The organism is Iodobacter ciconiae, assembly GCF_003952345.1.
Classification (GTDB): Bacteria; Pseudomonadota; Gammaproteobacteria; order Burkholderiales; family Chitinibacteraceae; genus Iodobacter; species Iodobacter ciconiae.
In genome coordinates this window covers 3,716,943-3,738,424 of record NZ_CP034433.1, presented here as the reverse complement: position 1 = coordinate 3,738,424, position 21,482 = coordinate 3,716,943, and the positions used below count along the sequence as shown (strand labels likewise).

Annotated in this window: 18 protein-coding genes; 8 read left to right on the top strand and 10 right to left on the bottom strand. The window is 47.6% G+C overall.

Translation table 11 applies throughout. From position 1 onward, the window contains the following. Nucleotides 1-234 precede the first annotated feature (234 nt). From EJO50_RS16450 to uvrB, 4 genes are all read left to right on the top strand, one after another. A complete protein-coding gene (locus tag EJO50_RS16450; RefSeq protein ID WP_125975984.1) occupies nucleotides 235-531 on the top strand; it encodes a type II toxin-antitoxin system Phd/YefM family antitoxin in 297 nt (98 codons plus the stop codon). After that, nucleotides 485-793 carry a Txe/YoeB family addiction module toxin gene (locus EJO50_RS16445; protein ID WP_125975982.1) on the top strand — a complete coding sequence of 103 codons (309 nt, stop codon included), beginning with the start codon at nucleotides 485-487 and terminating at the stop codon, nucleotides 791-793. The genes EJO50_RS16450 and EJO50_RS16445 overlap by 47 nt, the downstream gene beginning before the upstream one ends. A gap of 16 nt (nucleotides 794-809) precedes the next feature. Further along, the gene (locus EJO50_RS16440) at nucleotides 810-1,013 is read left to right on the top strand and encodes a hypothetical protein (RefSeq protein ID WP_125975980.1); all 204 of its coding nucleotides are present in this window, start codon (nucleotides 810-812) and stop codon (nucleotides 1,011-1,013) included. 328 nt (nucleotides 1,014-1,341) lie between these two features. Then, entirely contained in the window at nucleotides 1,342-3,357 is a 2,016-nt protein-coding gene (gene uvrB / locus EJO50_RS16435) for an excinuclease ABC subunit UvrB (RefSeq protein ID WP_125975978.1), read from the top strand. Nucleotides 3,358-3,588: 231 nt separating this feature from the next. On the opposite strand, the gene efp is transcribed toward uvrB, so the two are convergent. From efp to ilvB, 6 genes are all read right to left on the bottom strand, one after another. Next, the gene (gene efp / locus EJO50_RS16430; RefSeq protein WP_125976591.1) at nucleotides 3,589-4,149 is read right to left on the bottom strand and encodes an elongation factor P; all 561 of its coding nucleotides are present in this window, start codon (nucleotides 4,147-4,149) and stop codon (nucleotides 3,589-3,591) included. 51 nt (nucleotides 4,150-4,200) lie between these two features. Further along, complete coding sequence (earP, locus tag EJO50_RS16425) at nucleotides 4,201-5,328, bottom strand: elongation factor P maturation arginine rhamnosyltransferase EarP (protein WP_125975976.1); 1,128 nt, start codon at nucleotides 5,326-5,328, stop codon at nucleotides 4,201-4,203. Further along, the gene (locus EJO50_RS16420) at nucleotides 5,328-7,124 is read right to left on the bottom strand and encodes a monovalent cation:proton antiporter-2 (CPA2) family protein (RefSeq protein ID WP_125975974.1); all 1,797 of its coding nucleotides are present in this window, start codon (nucleotides 7,122-7,124) and stop codon (nucleotides 5,328-5,330) included. The genes earP and EJO50_RS16420 overlap by 1 nt, the downstream gene beginning before the upstream one ends. A gap of 636 nt (nucleotides 7,125-7,760) precedes the next feature. Next, nucleotides 7,761-8,777, bottom strand: coding sequence for a ketol-acid reductoisomerase (gene ilvC / locus EJO50_RS16415; RefSeq protein WP_125975972.1), 1,017 nt, complete (start codon nucleotides 8,775-8,777; stop codon nucleotides 7,761-7,763). A gap of 57 nt (nucleotides 8,778-8,834) precedes the next feature. Beyond that, entirely contained in the window at nucleotides 8,835-9,326 is a 492-nt protein-coding gene (gene ilvN, locus EJO50_RS16410) for an acetolactate synthase small subunit (RefSeq protein ID WP_125975970.1), read from the bottom strand. Between the two features lie 12 nt (nucleotides 9,327-9,338). Then, nucleotides 9,339-11,105: a biosynthetic-type acetolactate synthase large subunit gene (gene ilvB, locus EJO50_RS16405; RefSeq protein WP_125975968.1), complete on the bottom strand. Its 1,767-nt coding sequence runs from the start codon at nucleotides 11,103-11,105 to the stop codon at nucleotides 9,339-9,341. A 450-nt stretch (nucleotides 11,106-11,555) separates the two neighbouring features. Between ilvB and EJO50_RS16400 the strand changes: the two genes are divergently transcribed. Next, nucleotides 11,556-12,080 (top strand): RDD family protein, encoded by a 525-nt coding sequence (locus EJO50_RS16400; RefSeq protein WP_125975966.1) that lies wholly within the window; start codon nucleotides 11,556-11,558, stop codon nucleotides 12,078-12,080. A gap of 104 nt (nucleotides 12,081-12,184) precedes the next feature. Here EJO50_RS16400 and lnt read toward each other — a convergent pair whose 3' ends face one another. Both lnt and EJO50_RS16390 read right to left on the bottom strand, forming a co-directional pair. Then, nucleotides 12,185-13,663, bottom strand: coding sequence for an apolipoprotein N-acyltransferase (lnt, locus tag EJO50_RS16395; protein ID WP_125975964.1), 1,479 nt, complete (start codon nucleotides 13,661-13,663; stop codon nucleotides 12,185-12,187). A gap of 147 nt (nucleotides 13,664-13,810) precedes the next feature. Further along, on the bottom strand, nucleotides 13,811-14,683 hold the full coding sequence (locus tag EJO50_RS16390) for a CorC family transporter (RefSeq protein ID WP_125975962.1): 873 nt from the start codon (nucleotides 14,681-14,683) through the stop codon (nucleotides 13,811-13,813). A gap of 565 nt (nucleotides 14,684-15,248) precedes the next feature. Between EJO50_RS16390 and EJO50_RS16385 the strand changes: the two genes are divergently transcribed. Beyond that, on the top strand, nucleotides 15,249-16,646 hold the full coding sequence (locus EJO50_RS16385) for a diguanylate cyclase (RefSeq protein ID WP_125975960.1): 1,398 nt from the start codon (nucleotides 15,249-15,251) through the stop codon (nucleotides 16,644-16,646). A 9-nt stretch (nucleotides 16,647-16,655) separates the two neighbouring features. Here the strand turns inward: EJO50_RS16385 and EJO50_RS16380 are convergent, their stop codons facing one another. Continuing rightward, nucleotides 16,656-17,699 carry a GGDEF domain-containing protein gene (locus EJO50_RS16380; RefSeq protein ID WP_125975959.1) on the bottom strand — a complete coding sequence of 348 codons (1,044 nt, stop codon included), beginning with the start codon at nucleotides 17,697-17,699 and terminating at the stop codon, nucleotides 16,656-16,658. A gap of 36 nt (nucleotides 17,700-17,735) precedes the next feature. On the opposite strand from EJO50_RS16380, the gene mpl reads away from it, so the two are divergent. Next, a complete protein-coding gene (mpl, locus tag EJO50_RS16375) occupies nucleotides 17,736-19,100 on the top strand; it encodes a UDP-N-acetylmuramate:L-alanyl-gamma-D-glutamyl-meso-diaminopimelate ligase (protein ID WP_125975957.1) in 1,365 nt (454 codons plus the stop codon). Between the two features lie 156 nt (nucleotides 19,101-19,256). Beyond that, on the top strand, nucleotides 19,257-20,114 hold the full coding sequence (locus EJO50_RS16370) for a PIG-L deacetylase family protein (protein ID WP_125975955.1): 858 nt from the start codon (nucleotides 19,257-19,259) through the stop codon (nucleotides 20,112-20,114). 103 nt (nucleotides 20,115-20,217) lie between these two features. Here EJO50_RS16370 and EJO50_RS16365 read toward each other — a convergent pair whose 3' ends face one another. Continuing rightward, a complete protein-coding gene (locus tag EJO50_RS16365; protein WP_125975953.1) occupies nucleotides 20,218-21,270 on the bottom strand; it encodes a glycoside hydrolase family 18 protein in 1,053 nt (350 codons plus the stop codon). Nucleotides 21,271-21,482: the final 212 nt, after the last annotated feature.

Genomic DNA, 21,482 nt, shown 5'->3' with positions numbered 1-21,482 from the left:
AGCTGGTGAGCTACAAGGCAAGTTAGGTTGGGAGGCATTAGACATTGACAAAACGTACAATATAACGTACAATATTCAGTACTTGAGGTTGAATCTCAACCAGTCTCAATAAGCACCTTCAATTCTTCATGGCAGGAAAGGCAAATGCAAGCCGAGCCAATAGAAACGATTAGCTTCTTTTAATTGAAAAACACGAAGAATTCGTATTTTTCACCGGATATATCGAGAAAAATCATGAACATCCTAACTTTTAGCGAGGCAAGATCCAGCTTTAAGACTGTGATGGATAACGTATGCAAAGACCATAATCCAACAGTAATCACTCGTGTAAACGGTGACCATGTTGTAATGCTCTCAATGGCGGACTACAGCAGCATGAAGGAAACTCTTTACCTTCTAAGTACTGATGCAAACGCTAACCGCTTACGCTCATCCCTCGCGAATCTTCGAGCTGGTAAAGCCCAATCACGGGAGCTATTTACCAATGAATCACAGCAGCAAACAGAAACAGAAGAACAAGCACGAAGCTAAAATCAGCGCCTACTCGTTTACTCCGGAAGCGTGGGAAGAATACGTTTGGTGGCAAAATAACGATCCAAAAATCGTTGAAGAAATCAACGAACTTCTTAAAGAATGCTCCAGAAATCCCTTCAAAGGTACCGGAAAACCTGAGCCATTAATTGGTGATTTAACAGGGCTTTGGTCAAGAAGAATCACAGATAAACATAGACTTGTTTACCTGCCAGAAGATGGGCAAATCTACATTGTTCAATGTCGCTTTCATTACAAATAAACAATGAAGCATTCTGATGAATAATCAAAACAACATTCATGAAGCAGCATTGCATTTATTTTTATATGAAGCAAAAAACGCAGGGTATGACATTGATGTACTTTTTGAGAAAGTGAAAATTGGAATTTCATATAGCCCTGTACGCCCAGGTATAAGCGTCTACGACGACACCCTTTCCACTCTAAAAAACACAATCAAAGAAGTTAAGGCACATATCTAATTAGTCAGTAAAGCCCTTATCCTTTTTAGAGTATTGGGCTTTTTTTGCCCCTTAAAGGTTAGCCTTGCTTAACGATTAATTCCATTTGATTGGCTATGACCTCATATAAAAAAGGATATTTACGAAGCCTTTTTATATGATAAAGAAACCCTAGCACAGTAGACTTGGCTCACCATGCTTTATGGCATCTACAAGTATTAACGCATTACCCCAAGATTTGCCAGTAGTTGCCCTCCATCACACAAAAGTCCTTCCCCTCCATTAAAGCGCACGAGCGTTCTATTAGGTAGAATAGAGCCATCCACCTCGTCAACACAGGATCTTAGCCATGTTTGTCGATTACCCCGGCAGCCCCTACCGCCTGTTTCAGCCATTTGCGCCTGCTGGCGATCAGCCGACGGCCATTGCTCAGTTGCTTGAGGGGCTGGATGATGGTTTGCAGTATCAGACCCTGCTTGGGGTAACTGGCTCGGGTAAGACTTACACCATAGCCAATGTGATTGCCCAGTCAGGGCGGCCGGCTATTTTGATGGCGCCGAATAAGACACTGGCAGCGCAGCTTTACTCGGAGATGCGTGAATTCTTTCCGCAAAATGCGGTTGAATACTTTGTGTCTTACTACGATTATTACCAGCCCGAAGCCTATGTGCCCAGCCGCGATTTATTTATCGAGAAAGACTCGGCCATTAATGAGCATATCGAGCAGATGCGGCTTTCCGCCACCAAGGCGATTTTAGAGCGGCCGGATTGTATTATTGTGGCCACCGTCAGCGCGATTTACGGGATTGGCGATCCCAGCTCTTACCACCAGATGATTTTGCATCTGAAAGAAGGCGAGCGCGTTGCCCAGCGCGATATGATCAAACGCCTGACCGCCATGCAATACGATAGAAATGACACCGATTTCAGCCGTGGCTGTTTTAGGGTGCGTGGTGATGTAATCGATATCTTCCCCGCCGAATCGGCCGAATTAGCGCTGCGGGTAAACTTATTTGATGATGAGCTGGAAACGCTGCAATTATTCGACCCGCTTACAGGCCATATCAAGCAGCGCGTGGGCCGCTTTACGGTTTTCCCCAGCAGCCATTATGTTACCCCGCGTGAAAAAGTACTGGAAGCAATCGAAACCATCAAGGCAGAGCTGACTGACCGGCTGGCGTTTTATTACAAAGAACACAAACTGGTTGAAGCGCAGCGGCTGGAGCAGCGCACCCGTTTTGATTTAGAAATGCTGATTGAAATGGGCTTTTGTAAGGGCATTGAAAACTACTCACGGCATTTCTCCGGCAAGCCGGCAGGATCGGCCCCGCCAACGCTGATCAACTATATGCCGCCCAATTCGATCATGATTATCGACGAAAGCCACGTGACCATTCCGCAAATTGGCGCGATGTATAAAGGCGATCGATCACGCAAGGAAAATCTGGTCGATTATGGCTTTCGTATGCCCTCCGCGCTCGATAACCGGCCGCTGAAGTTTGAAGAATTCGAGCAACTAATGCCGCAAACGGTGTTTGTCTCCGCCACGCCATCGGACTACGAAGCCAAGCATCAGGGCCAGGTGGTGGAGCAGGTGGTACGCCCGACGGGCCTGGTTGATCCGATTATCGAAGTGCGCCCTGTGGGCACGCAGGTGGATGATTTACTTTCGGAAATCAAGCTGCGCACCGAACAGGGCGAGCGGGTGCTGGTGACCACGCTGACCAAACGCATGAGCGAGCAGCTGACAGATTACCTGAGCGAGCACGGGGTAAAAGTGCGCTATTTACACTCGGATATCGATACCGTAGAGCGCGTCGAAATTCTGCGCGATTTGCGCCTTGGCGTATTTGATGTGCTGATCGGGATTAACTTACTGCGCGAAGGGCTGGATATCCCTGAGGTATCGCTCGTGGCGATTTTAGACGCAGATAAAGAAGGCTTTTTAAGATCAGAGCGCAGCTTAATTCAAACCATTGGCCGCGCCGCGCGTAATTTAAATGGTAAAGCCATTCTTTACGCCGACCGGATTACCAATTCGATGAAAAAAGCCATCGATGAAACAGAGCGCCGCCGCACCAAACAAACCGCCTTTAATCTGGCCAATGGCATTACCCCGCGCAGCGTCGTTAAACGAATTAAAGATATGATTGATGGCGTATATAACGAGGAAGAAGCCGTAGCCGCCCGATTAGAAATAAAACGGCAAAAAATGCTGAATGAATTTGACGAAAAATCCCTCGCCAAAGAATTAAAACGCCTCGAAAAAGAAATGATCGAAGCCGCTAAAAATCTGGAGTTTGAAAAAGCGGCCCAATTGCGTGATCAATTAAAAATGCTGAGAGATCAGGTATTTGGCAGCTAATTAGCGTCAGACGCTATGGCAAAGCATGGCTATAAGTGCATTTTTCAAAATCAGAAAAACCCGCGTGTTTATTTGACTCGCGGTTTTTCCATCGGGCTTAATTTAGCTCCTGACAATCATTTTCCTGTAGGCGAAGCGTTTTTTCTCGATATGAATTTTTCCAGGCTTCAATCATTTTAACAGCCCAAAAAAAAGCCACCTTCGTAAAGGTGGCTGATTTTAAACGGCGATTTAGGCGCGTTTTTTAAATTCGTTAAAGCGTGTATCGATTTCGATTTTGTCGCCGATTTCAATAAATGCAGCAACTGGCAATTCAAAACCATTTACCAGACGTGCTGGCTTCATTACCTTACCCGAAGTATCTCCGCGAACAGCTGGCTCGGTGTAAACCACTTCGCGCACAATGGTGGTAGGCATTTCAACAGAAATGGCTTTACCTTCGTAGAAAGTTACTTCGCACTGATCTTCCATACCATCTTCGATAAAGTTCAGTGTATCGCCCAGATTATCTTTTTCAATTTCATACTGATTAAATTCAGCGTCCATAAATACATACATAGGATCAGCAAAATAAGAATAAGTACATTCTTTACGATCTAATGTAACAACTTCAAATTTTTCATCCGCTTTATAAACGTTTTCTGAAGAAGATGTACCCAGCAAGCTTTTTGCTTTCATCTTTACAACAGAAGAGTTACGACCAGATTTGCTGTATTCGGTTTTTTGAACGACCCAAGGTTGAGCATCAACCATGATTACGTTACCAACGCGAACTTCTTGTGCGGTTTTGATTGCCATTGCGGTGTTTACCTAGAGCTTAAGTGATGGTTAAAATTTAACGCGTCATTTTACCTTGCTATTGACGAATCTGACCAGATTAGTGGCAAGGTCCCCGCGTTTAATCAAATTTTCGTTCCAGGCTATTGCATGGCTTTTCAGAACAGCAAGCTCAGGCAAAAGCTTATTCCATGCGGCTTTAAGATCGCCGCCATGATTCCATACCTGCCAGAAATCATTTAAGTGCTGTGCAGATTTACCGGGACAGGCGGCCAGATAAATCGCCAGAAATGCATCCAGTTTTGAGCGATGCGCATCATCATCCTGCGGATAAATGTGCCAGATCAGGGGCAATGCGGCCCACTGAGCCCGCACAAATGAATCCTCTCCCCGTACAAAATTAAGATCACAGCTCCAAAGCAGCCGGTCGTAATCGTCCTGTGATTGCATCGGCAGCACAGATAAGCGAAGCGCACCACGGCAGATCGTTTTGCCCACCGGCAATGCCAGCCCTAATGCAGCCTCGGCCAAAGGCAGCAATAAGCCTTCAGGCATAAACACCTGCACAGGATAATCTGATTGCTGCCAGACACCCAGCAGATCCGCCAGAGCCCGATTGCCATAAGCAAAAAGAGAAACCTTTAAGCCATTGGCCTCCGGCGACTGCCATTGGCCCAGATACGCATCGCTATCTGCCTGCGACCATGCAGCTCTCGCCAGGCGCTGCGCCCGCTCACCCAGTAAGCCGCCAGTGCCATCCACAAAACCGGGAAAGAAAAAGAATTTAGGCAGGCCCTGAGCAGGCGACGGCAGGCCATGGCAGCCCGGCACCCATTGCTCTGCCGATAAATACTCCAGATTCAGCCAAACCCGCTTGCCAGGCCTGGCTTTCATAGCAGCGATATAGCTTGCAGGCAAGTCGCAGGCAAAGGCCTCGATCACCACATCGGCAGGCTCTGCATCCGGCAAAGGCTGGCACCAGTGCAGCACCTCCACTCCCGAACAAATCTGCACAGGCAAATCGCTATGAATATCTGCCTGAATACGTTGAAAGCTAATTAAATTATCAACCCATAGCCTGACGATAAAACCATACTCACCCGACAATTGCCGTGCCAGACGCCAGCACACGCCAATATCACCGTAATTATCAACCACACGGCAAAAGATATCCCAGTGATTTGTTTTGTTCATTATTCAAATACTTTTTTTTCTTCTGTCGCATAGAGATTTCTATCCGCTACAAATAAATCACTCATTTGCTGACGATTTTCTTTAGCCAGGGCAATTAGCGCATCCATATCATCTTTATGCTCTAATTGCTCTAATAAAGACGCTTCATCATGACGCTGAAAAATATCAATCATGCGCTCAGCATGTGCTGGCGAATATCCCAGGGCCATCAGCGTATGCTCGGCTGCCGTTAAGCTGCTTTCCCATACCTCACGAATCACCACATCCACATCTAAATCCATCAAAGATAAAGCATGGGTACGGTTATGCGCTCTTGCGATAATACGCAGATGCGGAAATTTACGTTTGGCCATTTGAGCCAAATGCAGGGAATCACTGATATTATCAATGGCAATTAATAATACAGAGGCCTGCTTGGCCCCAGCCCTTTTAAGTAAATCATAACGGGTTGCATCACCAAAATAAATCTTATGCCCTACTTTCTTTAAAAATTCAATATGTTCCGGGTCTTTATCCAGCGCAGTAAACTGCATTCCTTTAGCCGATAATAAACGCCCTGTTGCCTGACCAAAACGCCCGAAGCCCGCAATAATCACCTGATTGGTTTCAAATTTCACATTGCTGTAATCAGCTTTCTTTTCTTTACCTTTACGCTGAATTAAACGCTCGAATGTCATCAGCAAAGGCGCATTCAAGGCCATCGACAAACCAACCACAATAATGATTTCTTCGGTAATCTGGCTATCCAGAATATGCAAAGATAAAGCTTGAGCCATCACCACAAAAGCAAATTCACCGCCTTGCGCCAGCATCAGGCCAAGCCTGAAACTATTAAGCTTGGATTGCCCGGTGGTTAAAGTAATTAAAGCAGCAATTACCGAGCTTTTTACCAGTAACAATAATAAAGCACTGGCTAATAAAACCCACGGGTCTGCCAGCAGCATTTTTAAATTGATACTGGTGCCGATCGTAATAAAAAACAAACCTAATAACAAGCCCTTAAATGGCTCGATATCCGCCTCCAGCTGATGCCTGAAGCTGGAATTAGCCAGCATAATCCCCGCAATAAATGCCCCCATTGCCATTGATAAGCCAGCGTAATCAAAACCTAAAGCCGCTCCCAGTACAATAAGTAAAGCCGCCGCCGTCATCACCTCGGAATTACCATACTTGGCAACAATTTTAAGCAGCGGGTTCAATAAATATGTCCCCACAAAGAGCGTAATGATCACTGCGAGTAAACCCAGCCACCAGGGTACGATATGGCCGCTGGGATCAGGAGCCATTGCTTGTAAACTCAGTAATACAGGAATAACAGCCAGATCCTGCATCAGCAAAATAGCAAAGCCAATCCGCCCAATAGGCTGATTAAGCATGCTGCGCTCTTTTAATAGCTGAATAGCAAAGGCAGTAGAAGACAATGCCAGAGTTATACCTATTAATAAAGAAGCTTTAAAATCCAGACTAATTGCCAGCGTTGATAAACCGGCCAAAGCTAAACCACACAATAATAATTGCCCGCCGCCCAGGCCAATAATTTTTTTACGCATCTGCCATAGTGATTGGGGATTCAACTCTAAACCCAATACGAATAACAGCAATACCACACCTATTTCGGCAAAATCCAGCACCGAATGCGGGTCATCAATAAATCCAAAAAAATATGGCCCGACAACCACACCGGCGGCCAGATAGCCCAGAATTGATCCTAAATTAAAACGCTTAAAAATGGGAACTGCAATCACTGCTGCTGCCAATAGAACAACAGAAGTGTGTAATAACTGATTATTCTCCAACGCTTTCTCCTAAGCGACTACATCACCTATAAATCACCTACAGCACTGCTGCATATTTACATGCATGATTCAGGTTTTATCATCCTGTCAGTGCATCACCATTTTCTAATATTTGATCCGTAAAAAGATAGCAATGGTTATAACACTCTGTTGCAATATTCAATTCAAAAAATTTTCAAAAAATTCACAAATTCTAAGTGACCGCCTTATTTTCGATGCTTAAAGCAGCATGGATCATGCTGCCCTTAACACAATTATGATCAAATTAATATCATGGTTTTTTAGTAAAACATGATATTTTCTTAAAAACCCATTTAACAAAATAGTAGTTAAATAAGAAAGTAACACTAAATATTGGATACTGATTTCACAGACAGCTAAATGCTATTGCACCCAGTTTTTTAGCCCTAAATGGGTCGGTTAAATAATTAGGTAATATTCGGGCAGGCAATCTGTACAAAATCAGATATTAAGTAAATTTATCCGTGCATTATAAATAACTGACCTGTAATCATTTTTAAAGCACGGCTTCACGGCATCATGGCTTTGCAGCAAAAATAACATTACCTATATAAAATACTTGTTAAGTTAAAAAAAAAGCCAGCTCGAAAGCTGGCTTGTTTAAATCAGGCACAATTAGTTCTTGGTTTGATCCACGATTTTATTTGCCTGAATCCAAGGCATCATGGCACGCAGCTTGTTACCGACTACTTCAATGCCATGCGCTGCATTGTTGCGGCGATAAGCAGTCATGGATGGGTAGTTGGTTGCACCTTCAACGATGAATTTCTTCGCGTATTCGCCGTTTTGAATGTCTTTCAGGGCTTGACGCATGGCTTTACGGGATTCTTCGTTGATGACCTTAGGGCCAGTCACGTATTCGCCATATTCTGCGTTGTTAGAGATCGAGTAGTTCATATTGGCGATACCGCCTTCGAACATCAGATCAACGATCAGTTTAAGCTCGTGCAAGCACTCGAAGTAAGCCATTTCTGGCTCGTAGCCGGCTTCAACCAGTGTTTCAAAGCCCATTTTAACCAGCTCAACCGCGCCACCACACAATACGGCCTGCTCGCCGAATAAATCGGTTTCGGTTTCGTCTTTGAATGTGGTTTCGATAATACCAGTGCGGCCACCACCCACGCCGGAAGCATAAGACATGGCGATGTCGCGGGCTTTACCCGATGCATTCTGATAAACAGCGATCAAATCAGGTACGCCGCCGCCACGAACGAATTCGGAACGTACAGTGTGGCCCGGTGCTTTTGGCGCGATCATGATCACATCAAGATCTTTGCGTGGCACAACCTGGTTGTAATGAATTGCAAAGCCGTGAGCAAAAGCCAGGGTTGCGCCTTGCTTGATGTTCGGCTCGATTTCGTCTTTATAGAGTTTTGACTGGAATTCATCCGGAGTCAGAATCATCACCACATCGGCAGAGGCAACAGCAGTTGCTACGTCAGTGACTTTTAAGCCGTGGGCTTCAGCTTTAGCAACAGTTGCCGAGCCTTTACGCAGGCCAACGACAACATCAACGCCGGATTCTTTCAAGTTGCAAGCGTGGGCATGACCTTGCGAGCCGTAACCGATGATGGCTACTTTTTTAGATTTGATAATGGAAAGATCACAGTCTTTATCGTAAAAAACTTTCATGGCTACATTCCTGTCTTGGTGTTTGATTTGATCTGAGAGGGGCTACGCCACCCTCAATTAAACTTTTAAAATACGCTCGCCACGGCCGATGCCAGAGGCACCAGTACGTACGGTTTCCAGAATCACGGCCGGATCAAGTGCCTTGATAAAGGCATCCAGCTTTTCGCCTGTTCCGGTTAGCTCTACGGTGTAGGCTTTTTCAGTGACATCGATAATGCGGCCACGGAAAATATCCGCCATCCGTTTCATCTCGTCTCTTTCCTTGCCGGTTGCCCGCACTTTAATCAACATCAATTCACGCTCGATGTGATCGGCCTCGTTCAGGTCGATCACTTTCACCACTTCTACCAGCTTGTTGAGCTGTTTGGTGATTTGTTCGATGACGTCTTCAGAGCCATGGGTGACGATGGTCATCCGGCTCATCGTTGTATCTTCAGTGGTTTGCACTGTTAACGAGTCGATGTTGTAGCCACGCGCTGAAAACAAGCCGGTTACACGGGATAGTGCACCTGCTTCGTTTTCAATCAGTACCGAAAGAATATGTCGCATTTTCATCTCCTCTCAGCACAGATTGCCGTAATCACGATTATTTTCAAATGGAGTTAGCTGCATATCACGCATATGCGGCGGTAAATCCATCTGGCTCAGGCCTTTCCCGTTTTGGACCATCGGGAAGACGTTTACTTCTCTGTCGGTAATAAAATCCATAAATACCAAGCGATCTTTCAGCTTGTCGCTAAAAGCTTCGCGTAGCGCAGGCTCTACATCCGCAGGGGTTTCGATTTTCATACCAACGTGACCATAGGCTTCGGCCAGTTTTACAAAATCAGGCAATGCATCCATATAAGATTCAGAGTAACGATTGCCATAAAAGAAATGTTGCCACTGGCGAACCATGCCCAGATAGCGGTTATTCAGATTAATAATCTTGGTTGGAATATGGTACTGCTTGCAGGTTGAAAGCTCCTGGATATTCATCTGGATCGAGCCTTCGCCGGTAATGCAAGCGACGATGGCATCCGGATTAGCCAGCTGAGCGCCCATGGCTGCAGGCAGGCCAAAGCCCATAGTGCCAAGACCGCCAGAGTTAATCCACTGACGCGGACGTTTAAACGGATAGTACTGCGCGGCAAACATCTGGTGCTGGCCTACGTCAGAAGTAATGATGGCCTCACCACCGGTGACTTCCCACAGTTTTTGCACCACAAATTGCGGTTTGATCACGAGGTCTGATGGCTCATACCAAAGGCTTTGCGGTTTACGCCACTCTTCGATCTGCTGCCACCAGTCTGCTAATGCTTCGGCCTGTGGTTTGATGCCGGTTTCTTTGAGGATACCAATCAGGTCGATCAATACATGTTTTACATCGCCCACAATCGGTACATCAACCCGAACGCGCTTGGCGATAGAGGATGGATCGATGTCGATATGCACAATTTTTTTAGCTTGCGACAGAAAGTGCTCGGGTGACGAAATAACACGATCGTCAAAGCGTGCACCAATCGCAATAATCACGTCACTGTACTGCATCGCCATATTGGCTTCGTAAGTGCCGTGCATGCCCAGCATGCCAAGAAAATGCGGGTCAGAGCCATCCAGTGCGCCAAGGCCCATCAAGGTATTAGTGCAAGGCAGATTCAGCATTTTTACCAGCTCGGTGACTTCGCTACTGGCATTACTTAAAATTGCACCGCCGCCCACATAAATAAATGGCCGCTTGGCTTCACCCAATAACTGAGCTGCTTTCTTAATTTGCCCAGGGTGGCCCTTGGTTGGCGGGGTATAGCTGCGAATCGACACCGATGCCGGATAAATAAACTGACTCGTTTGTGCCGCAATATCTTTAGGCACATCAATCACCACCGGGCCCGGACGGCCAGTGGTTGCAAGGTGGAACGCTTTTTTGATGGTCGGAGCAAGCTCACGAATATCTTTTACCAAAAAGTTGTGCTTCACGATGGGGCGTGAGCAGCCCACCATGTCTACCTCCTGGAAAGCATCCAAGCCAATCGCATCGGTTGCAACCTGGCCGGAAAAAACCACCATTGGAATCGAATCCATATAGGCTGTGGCGATGCCGGTAATAGCATTGGTCGCTCCCGGGCCGGAAGTCACGAGTGCAACGCCTACTTTTTTACTGGAACGCGAGTAAGCATCGGCAGCATGCACGGCAGCCTGTTCATGGCGAACCAGCACATGCTTAAAATAATCTTGTTTGAAGATTGCATCGTAAATAGATAGAACTGCTCCGCCAGGGTAGCCGAAAATAAATTCAACCCCTTCTTCTTGCAAGCAGCGCGTGATAATCTCTGCGCCCGAAATTTCCATGGGTATTCCCTAGGTCAGAACGATAGGTAAATGAATGGAGCCGAGCCATTCATTTGCAAATGATTTACCGGGCCTTCCGCCGTTTCAAACAAGTTTGTGACCTGTATTTGACGACCAGTGTGTGTCCGCTGGCGGTGACCTTTCGGCGCAGGCTAACCATGTAAAGTGCCGCCTGCATTATTGGCTGGATATTGCACTAGAAAGTTACCGCACTGCGATATAAATGGCAAGTTCTTCTAGTTATTACTAGTTATTTTCTTATTGGCTTTGTTAGTATCGAAACCTCAGTTGTTACAGACAGGACATTGATCCGTCTTTAATTCTGTAACAAAGCTTTTTGCCAGAATATTTCAGTTAAATAGTCAGTATGGAGATTTCAAACACGGCATCTGGCTTATCTGAAAAGATGCTGCAGCACTTTCTGTAAACATAATCGTGCAAGGATGATTTGTGAAAATAACAACGGGGCCGGTTGGCTGGTGGCGGCGCATGTTCGCCTTTTTATACGAGCTTTTACTGCTTATTGCAGTCGTTTTGCTGGCAGGCGGAATATCCCAGGGGGTCTTTCAATTATTAACAGGCTTACCTGTTACAGCACTTACCGGGCACCTTGTAGCAAGTACCTTACATTTTATATGGGTGATGTCGGTGGCTTTTGCATATTGCGCATGGTGCTGGCGTGGCGGGCAGACTTTAGCAATGCGCACCTGGAGAATTTGCCTTGTAAAAAGCGATGGCAGCTCACTTGGCTGGCGGGAAGTTGCAATTCGTTTTTCAGTCGTTACGCTTTGCACTCTGCCTTGCGCGCCATTCTGGATTTTTGCCCGTCATCATGCAGATTTGCGTATCGTTGCCTGGCTGCTAACGGGCCTGTTCTTCCTGCCTTTTTTATGGGCATTACTGGATAAAGAGCGCCGGTTTTTGCATGACAGGCTGGCGGGAACACAGCTACTGATTGCTCCGCCCAGGGTATAGGCTGGCGCTTGTCCGTCACTGAAAAGGCTTAGGCGTTAATGCGAAAGCCTCTTCAATACGATGAATCGGGCCAGCCTGCGTATTCCCGAGAGCAAGATGCCCTGTTACTGGCGTCGCTTCAGTAATCCCAAGGCAATTAATAAGCTGCCTAAAGCAATCAGCAGCGGATAATCCCCCCCCCAGGCATAGGGAGGACTCCCGCTGCGATTTTGAGCAGTACCTTCCAAAATCCCCGCTTGCCTTTCAGGCAACACTTTCTTAAACCGGCCTTTCTCATCAATAATCGCCGTCACGCCTGTATTGGTAGCCCGCAGCATATAGCGGCCGGTTTCTAGGGCGCGGGTCTGGCTCATTTGCGCGTGCTGCGCCGCCGCCCAGGAGCCGTCAAACCATGCCAGATTAGACAGATTAACCAGCATGGTGGCCTCGGGCAAAGCGTTGATAATTTCCCGTCCAAATACGTCTTCGTAACAGATGTTGGCGGCAATCTGGCCTGATGCCAGCGAAAACGGGGCTTGTTTCACCGCACCACGACTAAAGCCCGAAAGTGGCATATCCATAAACTGGTAAATCCAGTTAAAGAGCCAGGGCAGTGGAATAAACTCGCCAAAGGGCACCAGATGCTGTTTTTTATACAACGGCAAAGCAGGATCCGACATCACGGTAGCTGCATTGTAATACTCCGCCTCATGCGCACCTAAAACCGGAATCCCCAGAATCAAATCTGCCTTACGGGGCGCGACTGCATCGCGCAGCATCTTCGGATACCAGTCCGGTACGCTGCTAATAAAAGAAGGGATGGCGGTTTCGGGCAAAACAACCAGCTGGCCGCGTGTCTTTTGGGTAAGTTCCAGGTAGTTTTTCAGGCTACCGAGATAAAAAGCATTATCCCATTTGATGTCTTGTGAAATATTGCCCTGCACCAGGCTCACCTTTACCGGCTCGCCTACCTTACTTGTCCATTCCTGCTGGTTAAGCCCCCAGCCAGCCAGCCAGATACCAGCCACAATTCCCCAGCCCTTAAGCCATTTAGGCTTACTGACAATCAGGGCAACGCAGAGACAAAGTAGCCAGCCGATCAGGTATACGCCACCAATAGGCGCGTAGCCTGCAAGTGGTGTCATCGGGCTTTGCGAGTAGCCGATACTGGCCCAGGGAAATCCTGTAAACAGCCAGCCACGCAGCCATTCAGTCAGAATAAAGACGGTAGGAAGGAGTAACACACGCAGCGAAGCCGGGCTGGGAAGCTTCAGAGTAAGCCAGCCGGCCAGCGCGGGAAATAGCGCCATATAAGCTGCCAGTACCAAAACGCCCCCCGCAGCCATCGGAGCAGGCACACCTCCAAAGGTGTTGAGGCTGATAAACACCCAATAGATATTGGCCAGAAAAAACCCGAGCCCAAAGCTAAAACCACGCCACGCAGCAGCTTTAGGAGAAGCGGATTTCTGAATAAAAAAAGTAAGCGCGGCTAAAGAGAGCCACATAAGGGGAAATAAATACAGCGGAGCAAAAGAAAAGACACTGATCGCACCAGACAGGGCGAGCAGGAAGTGGGGTAGAAAGGGCTTAAGTTTTTGAATCATACAACACGGCCTGTTCCGGGGTGGGCGACGTAAAGACCTTAAATCTGTGGATGCAAAGCACACAGAGCCAACAAAGCCTGAGCGGCCTGTTCTCTGCGTGCTTTTTTAACTTTGCGTCTACAGTTTTTTAGCGGCTGATGGCTTATCTCAGCCTGATTCTTCTGCGGGCATATCTGCCAATTTCTCTATCAGCACAGAATAAATCCGGCGACTGTCTGCACGCAGGATCTGGAAGCGGTAGCCATCAAAAGCCACAATCTCGCCGCGTTTTGGCAGGTGGCCAAAATGCTGGGTGATTAAGCCTGCCACCGTGTCGAATTCCAGATCAGAGAATCGAGAGCCAATTTCCTCATTTAAATCTTTAATCTCGGTGAGGCCTTTAACGCGCCAGTTGCCGCGCCGGTCCGGGATAATATTATCTTCAGCTTCGTCGTAATCGAATTCGTCTTCGATATCGCCAACAATCTGCTCCATTACGTCTTCAATGGTCACTAAACCCGCCACGCCACCGTATTCATCAACCACAATCGCCATATGATTGCGATTATTGCGAAAATCCTTAAGTAATACATTCAGACGTTTCGCTTCTGGGATATATACCGCGGGGCGCAGCATATCGCGTACGTCAAAATCCTCGTCGCCAGCATAATAACGCAGCAAATCTTTGGCCAGCAAAACACCAAGTACTTTGTCTTTGTTGCCATCAACCACAGGAAAGCGCGAGTGGGCGGTTTCAATAACATAAGGAATAAATTTGGCAGGCGCATCATTAATATCGATGATGTCCATCTGACTGCGCGGCACCATCACATCGCGCACCTGCATATCGCCTACATTAAGCACGCCCTCAATCATACCTAAGGCATCGGCATCAAGCAGCTGACGCTCAAAAGCAGAGTGGAGAACCTCTACAAGCTGCCCGCGGTCTTCAGGTTCCCGTAACAAAAAATGAGTCAGACGTTCAAGCCAAGATGACTTGGGGATATTCGATTTCGGTGATACCGAGGGGTAATCATCCATTATGGCGTAAAGATCCAGAGACAAAGATGCCCGAATGATACCGGAAGATCACCCTTCCCGGGTTACAGCCATGCTGGTTTATTCAGTAGTTACAACAGCAAAGGCTCTCTGATAACCATTGCTACAAAGGTTGCTACAGACACTGCTACAAAATAAGTGGGCATGATCAACATATTTCAGCGCTCAAAAATGGGTAATTACTACTTCAGGTTCTGGCCACACTGATCAGCCCGTTACCTATTTAATGGTCGCTTTGATGTCTGGAAATCAACAGATACCAACGACAAGAAAAAAGTGCATGTATTGCCACACATTTTATTAACAATCAAACCAGACGGTGACGGTATTAACCAAGAGACGAGGGTGCTCCCGCCTCTTCGGCCTGTACATACTTTGCTTTTGGTGGCCGTCCGGCAGAGATTACTCCCCTGCTGGCTAAACGTAGCTTAAATTAACTAAACAAACCATTTATCCAGGATGAGCGTGGGCTCATCACTTGTAAAAGAAATATGACGGTCAAACAAATAAATTTTTGTTTCAGTAAACACACCTCAAGAGCCCGGCTATGAACAAACCTTTATCTGCTGATAAACAAAAACCAACCGTTTTGATCGTAGATGATATGCCAGATAGTATCGCCATCCTCTCTTCCTGCCTTGCAGACGAATACCAGCTACTCACCACCGATAATGGTCACACCGCTTTAAAACTGGCCCGCCAATACCTGCCCGATTTAATTCTGCTTGATGTCATCATGCCTGAGCTTGACGGCTACAGCGTTTGCGAGCAATTGAAAGCCAACCCCATTACAGCGCAAATCCCACTTATTTTTGTCACCGCTTTATTAAGTGCAGCCGATGAAGAGCGGGGCTTTGCCGCAGGTGCAGTAGACTATGTTAACAAACCCATTAGCCGGCCTATTTTACGTGCACGCGTACGCGCCCATATTGCACAAAGAGAAATGCATCACGTGCTGCTGGCCTTTACGGAAGAGTTAGAACAAAAGGAGCTTGATGCAGAAAAAGCACAGCAGTTACTTAACGCAGTATTAGATGCTATCCCGATCCGGGTTTTCTGGAAAGACCCTGACTCCCGCTATATTGGCTGTAACCGGCATTTTGCCAATGATAACGGGGCTAATTCATCCGAGGAGATTATTGGCAGAACAGATTTTGAGCTGATGCCCGAACGTGCTTCTGACCTCTACTCCTTTGCCCAGACGGTAATCACCACAGGGCAGAGCCTGCTGAACCAGGAAGGTGCAATTACAACCCACGACGGTAAACTTACCCATATCAGCTTAAACCATGTCCCCCTGCTGGAAAGCGATGGTTCAGTCATTGGCATTGTAGGCGCGTATGAAGACATCACCCAGCGTAAACACACATTTGATGCGCTGCAAGATGCAAAGATCAAGCTGGAAACCAAGCTGGAAGAAATTGTTTCTTTACAGGAAAAACTGCTTGAGGCCGCTTTAAGAGACCCGCTAACGGGCTTATATAATCGTCGCTACCTGGCAGAAACACTCGATATTATGCTGGCTCAGGCTACACGTAATAAGATGCCGCTCAGCGCGGTTATGATCGATATTGATCACTTTAAAGCCGTCAATGACACTTACGGCCACCCGGCAGGCGATGAAGTACTCAAATACCTGGCACGTTTTTTAAGTGCTCAGGCGCGCACCAGTGATATCATCTGCCGCCTGGGAGGAGAAGAATTTTTGATCCTGATGATTGGCGCTTCGGCCGAAAACGCCCAGCTTAAAATTGATAAATATCGCGAAGAATTTTCCAACATAAAAATTCATCATCAAAATGATGCAATACAAATTACATTCTCTGCAGGTATCTCGGTTTATCCAGATCACACGGAAAACTCAAAAAAACTACTTGAGTACGCCGATTTAGCACTTTATGCTGCAAAGCACAATGGAAGAAACCAGGTCTCTATTTTTAGCTGAACACGGCGACTATTCAGCCATTTCTATCAGTCCACGGCCATTGCGTTTAGCCACATACAAAGCTTCATCAGCCCGCAGCACAAGAGCACGGCCATTCTCATCGCTACGCAACATGGCAATGCCTGCAGAAAACGTAACATCCAGGCGCTGTTGCCTGTGCATAAAGGGGTTTCGGCGGGCCACTTGCTGTAAACGCTCCAGCACATACAGCGCCCCATGAATATCGGTTTCGGCCAGTAAAATTAAAAACTCTTCGCCACCATAACGCACAAGAATATCTGATTCTCTTAAAACAGATCTTGCCAGCCCTGCTATATGAACCAGTACATTATCGCCCACGGCATGACCAAAGCGATCATTCACCAATTTGAAATCATCCAGATCAAACAACACCACCGACAATTTATGGCCATGACGCTGTGCAAGCTTGGCTTCACGCACCAGACGATTATCAAAACCCTGCCGATTCATCGCCCCTGTAAGTGCATCTTGCTCTAAAATCTGCCGGTTAACTTCCAGATTTTCCTCGATACTGCGCACAGAATCACGAATCGCCAGCAAATCGGTTTTTGATGCCGTCACAGATGAATGCATTTCGGACGTAGAGTTAATAATGGTATTAAGCAGATTCTCTAATTTGCTATGCGTATCATCCGGGCTGGCTCTTTGCTCCAGATGGGCGCGTCTTGTATCTTGCAACAAATCCAGGCTAACCGACATAGCCTCATTACCACCTGCTAAAGCAGTCAGAAGCTGCCCGGTGGTCTCATCCATATCACCAAGCATATCTTCTACCTTGTAAAGCAGCTGCCATGCTTGTAAGGTTTCATTTGATGTTTTGGCATCAGGAGATTTAATCGTGGCAATGGCGTTGTAAAATTTGGTGTAATTTTCAGGCGTTGGGGCTAATCCGCGCTCTGAAAGCTTTTTAAGTGCAATCCGGGCAATTTCTACCGGATTGATAGACGGTGATACATTAGACATAAGATAAACAAGGCCATTGCACGATAGTTTAGAAAAACGATTGTACGCAATCACGAGCGATGAATCCATGACAATACCTTTATTACCTTAGGAATTTAAACTGATATGCATATTCATATTCTCGGAATTTGCGGCACATTTATGGGCGGAATTGCGGCACTCGCCCGCACAGCGGGCCATAAAGTAACAGGCTGCGATGCCAACGTTTATCCACCGATGTCTACCCAGCTGGAAGCACTCGAAATTGAACTAATCGAAGGCTGGGATTTAGACCAGCTGTCTTTAGGTGCAGATCTGTATGTAATCGGGAATGTAGTCACACGTGGCAACCCTTTGATGGAAGAAATCCTCAATCGCGGGCTGCCTTACACCTCTGGCCCGCAGTGGCTGGGGGATAATCTGCTGCGGGATAAATGGGTACTGGCCGTAGCAGGAACGCACGGCAAAACCAGCACTAGCTCGATGCTGGCCTGGATTTTAGAATACGCAGGTTTGGCTCCCGGCTTTTTAATCGGCGGGATTCCGGAAAACTTTGGTATTTCTGCCCGTGCGCCTGGCATTCCACGCCAGGATAGCGCGTCTACCTCACCCTTTTTTGTGCTTGAAGCCGATGAGTACGATACGGCGTTTTTTGATAAACGCAGTAAATTTGTGCATTACCGCCCGCGCACTGCAGTGCTTAATAATCTGGAATTCGATCACGCGGATATTTTTGCTGATCTGGCCGCAATCGAAACCCAGTTCCACCATCTGATCCGCACCGTACCCGGCCTTGGCCGCCTACTGGTCAATGGCAAGGAAGACAGCCTGAAACGTGTACTGGACAAAGGCTGCTGGAGTGAAATGGAATGCTTTGGCGGCACATCCGGCTGGCGTGTTGGCCAATGCTTTGATGACGGCTTTGAAGTGCTGCTGGGTGATCAGTCACAAGGGGAGTTGCACTGGGCACTTATGGGTGAACACAATCAAATGAATGCACTGGCTGCCATTGCCGCCGCCCGCCATGTGGGTGTAACCCCTGCTGTGGCCATTGCCGCGCTTGCCGAATTTAAAAATGTAAAACGCCGCATGGAAATTAAAGGCCATAGCAAAGGCATCACAGTTTACGACGACTTTGCCCACCACCCCACCGCGATTGCCACGACCGTGGCTGGTTTACGCAAAAAAATCGGCAATGCCCGTATCCTGGCCGTGTTGGAGCCACGATCCAACACGATGAAACTGGGCAGCATGAAAGAAGCACTGCCCGGCAGCTTACAAGATGCCGATCTGGTTTTCTGCTACGGAGCCAACCTGGGCTGGAGCAGCAGCGAAGCCCTTGCAGCATTGGGGCAAAAAGCACAAAGCTTTGATGATCTGAGCCAGTTAATTGAGGCTGTACGGCAGGCAGCTCAGACAGGAGACCATATTTTAGTAATGAGTAATGGTGGCTTTGGTGGTGTTCACAGCAAATTATTAGCTGCCTTATAAAAAAGAGAGAAGAGAAGGTAAAACCAGACCTGATCGCTGCACGGCACTAAAAGCTTACATAATCACGATCCAGGTCAAGATCAGCCTCTCCCCTCACTTGCTGCGAAAGCATATAATATGTAAGTATTTTTACTTAACAACTTAGAGAAGACGTTAATGAGCAATCCGTATATCGAGCTGGTTAAGGCCCACGACGCCCTATTACAAAAACATGATGCCCCGCTATTTACAACCTTAGATGGCCTGGCAATTGCAAAAAAGCAAGGCAGCGCATCTTCACCGGTTGCAATGGTCTTCGCCCCCCACCCGGACGATGAATGCATCATCGGCGCCTTGCCGCTACGCCTAGCACGCGAAGACGGCTACCGCGTCATCAATATAGCTGTCACGCTAGGCTCTAATTTACCACGCCAGCCAGAGCGCTTAGCCGAACTGGATCGTGCCTGCCAGGTGCTTGGTTTTGAATTACGGGAAAGCATTCCGGGTGGCCTGATGGCGGTCAATCCTAAGACTCGCGACAGCGATCCTGCCGCATGGGCAGAGAAAGTCGATGCCATTGCCGGACTCATCAAACAATACCAGCCCACTGTATGTGTTGTGCCTAATGATAACGACGGGCATACCGTGCATATCGGCACACATTACCTCTTGCTCGATGCACTGGCCAAGCTGGGCCATGCCTGCTTTGTGGTGCAATCCGAATTCTGGCGTGCAATGGCAACGCCCAATACCCTGATCGAAACCAGTATCACTGACACAGCCGATCTGATTGCCGCGCTGGCTTGCCACGTTGGGGAAGTACAGCGCAATCCTTACCATCTGCGTTTAACCTCATGGATGGCCGATAATGTGCGCCGGGGAGCAGAGGTTGTCGGTGGTGCCGGTGTGGCCGCACCAACCTTCTCTTTTGGCACGATCTACCGTATTGATCACTTTGACGGCAAAGCCTTGCAGGACAATGGACAGAAATACATCTTATCTGCAGAACAGCGGATTGGCAGTTTGTTTCAGTAACAACTCGTTAACCTGATGCCCATGCATTAGAGCTCAGCTGCCGTAATACCTTCCCCCGCAGCCGGGGGAAGGCTTATTCCCCTCCCCCTAGCAATGAAGCCGCCTACTCATACTGCAAACCCTCCCAGAGCGCATCCATCAAGATGCCATCCCGGTCTTCCGAGTACTCCCAGAAAAACGCCCCTGCCAGACCGTGTTGCTTCACAAAAGCCATTTTATGTGCGATGGATATTTCGTCTTCATAGCTCACAAAGCGCTCTCCTGCCGTCAACCATGGAGCTTTAGCCTCATCATCCCAATGACGCACCGCTCCGGCAGGAATCAGCTCGTGAACAATCTGGCTATAGCTGGCACTGCCATTACTCTTTGCAATCCCTGCCTCAGCCAAAGCCGGTGCAATGAGGCTGCGGCCATAAAAAGCACAGCCCAAAACCAGTTTATTTGCCGGCAAGCCATTGGCCACAAATAGTGCCACCGACTTAGCACAGCTATCGCCGTCCGGATCTGTCGGGGTATTAAACAGATTGCTGTGATGACCCGCGTGCGTCGCCCAGCCATTATAAAAATCATAAGTCATCAAATTAACAAAATCGCATAACTCGGCCACCGCAGGCATCTCTGCACCATCAAGATAATATTGGCCTGCACCCGCTGCAATAGTCAGTAAATAGGTTTCGCCATGCGTTTTGGATTCTGCATTCAGCTGGCGGCGCAGCTCGGCCAGTAGCAGCGTAAAATTGCACTTATCTTGCGCCCTAGCCTTAATCCCCGCCATATCATTAGCCGGGTACTCCCAATCCAGATCTATGCCATCAAAACCATGCAAATGCATAAAGCGAATTGCCGAGGCTGCAAATTGTTCACGGGAGCGGACAGTTAAAGCTGCATCCGAAAACCCGTCTGCTCCCCAGCCACCAATTGAAATCAGCAGCTTCAGATGAGGATGCCGGGAGCGCAGACCGCGCAAATGGGCGATGCCTTCCACAGCACGAGGCTGGCTTTGATCTTTGCTCTGCTCGGTAAACAGCAGCACTTCACCATCCTCAATATTGGCAAAGGCATAGCAAATATGCGTAAGCCTTGCGGCGTCCCGCTCCAGTGGCAAGCCGGACCAATCTGTCCAGCCTGCGATATAGCCCAGTAAAATATGCTTCATAGCGCCCTCATCTATGCTCAACCATGCCTATCGCCAAGCGATATAAGCCGCCCAGCCTTGTATCTTGTTCCCTGTGGTGGTTAGCTACTACCACACGAGGCAAAGTGAGTTTGGGCCCAACCTTAAGGCATTGACCTTCTCTTGTAGATCAAACCCTTCGCCTCTCTTCTTTCGCCAAATCAGACACTGAACGGTAGCCAAGGGCGCTGACC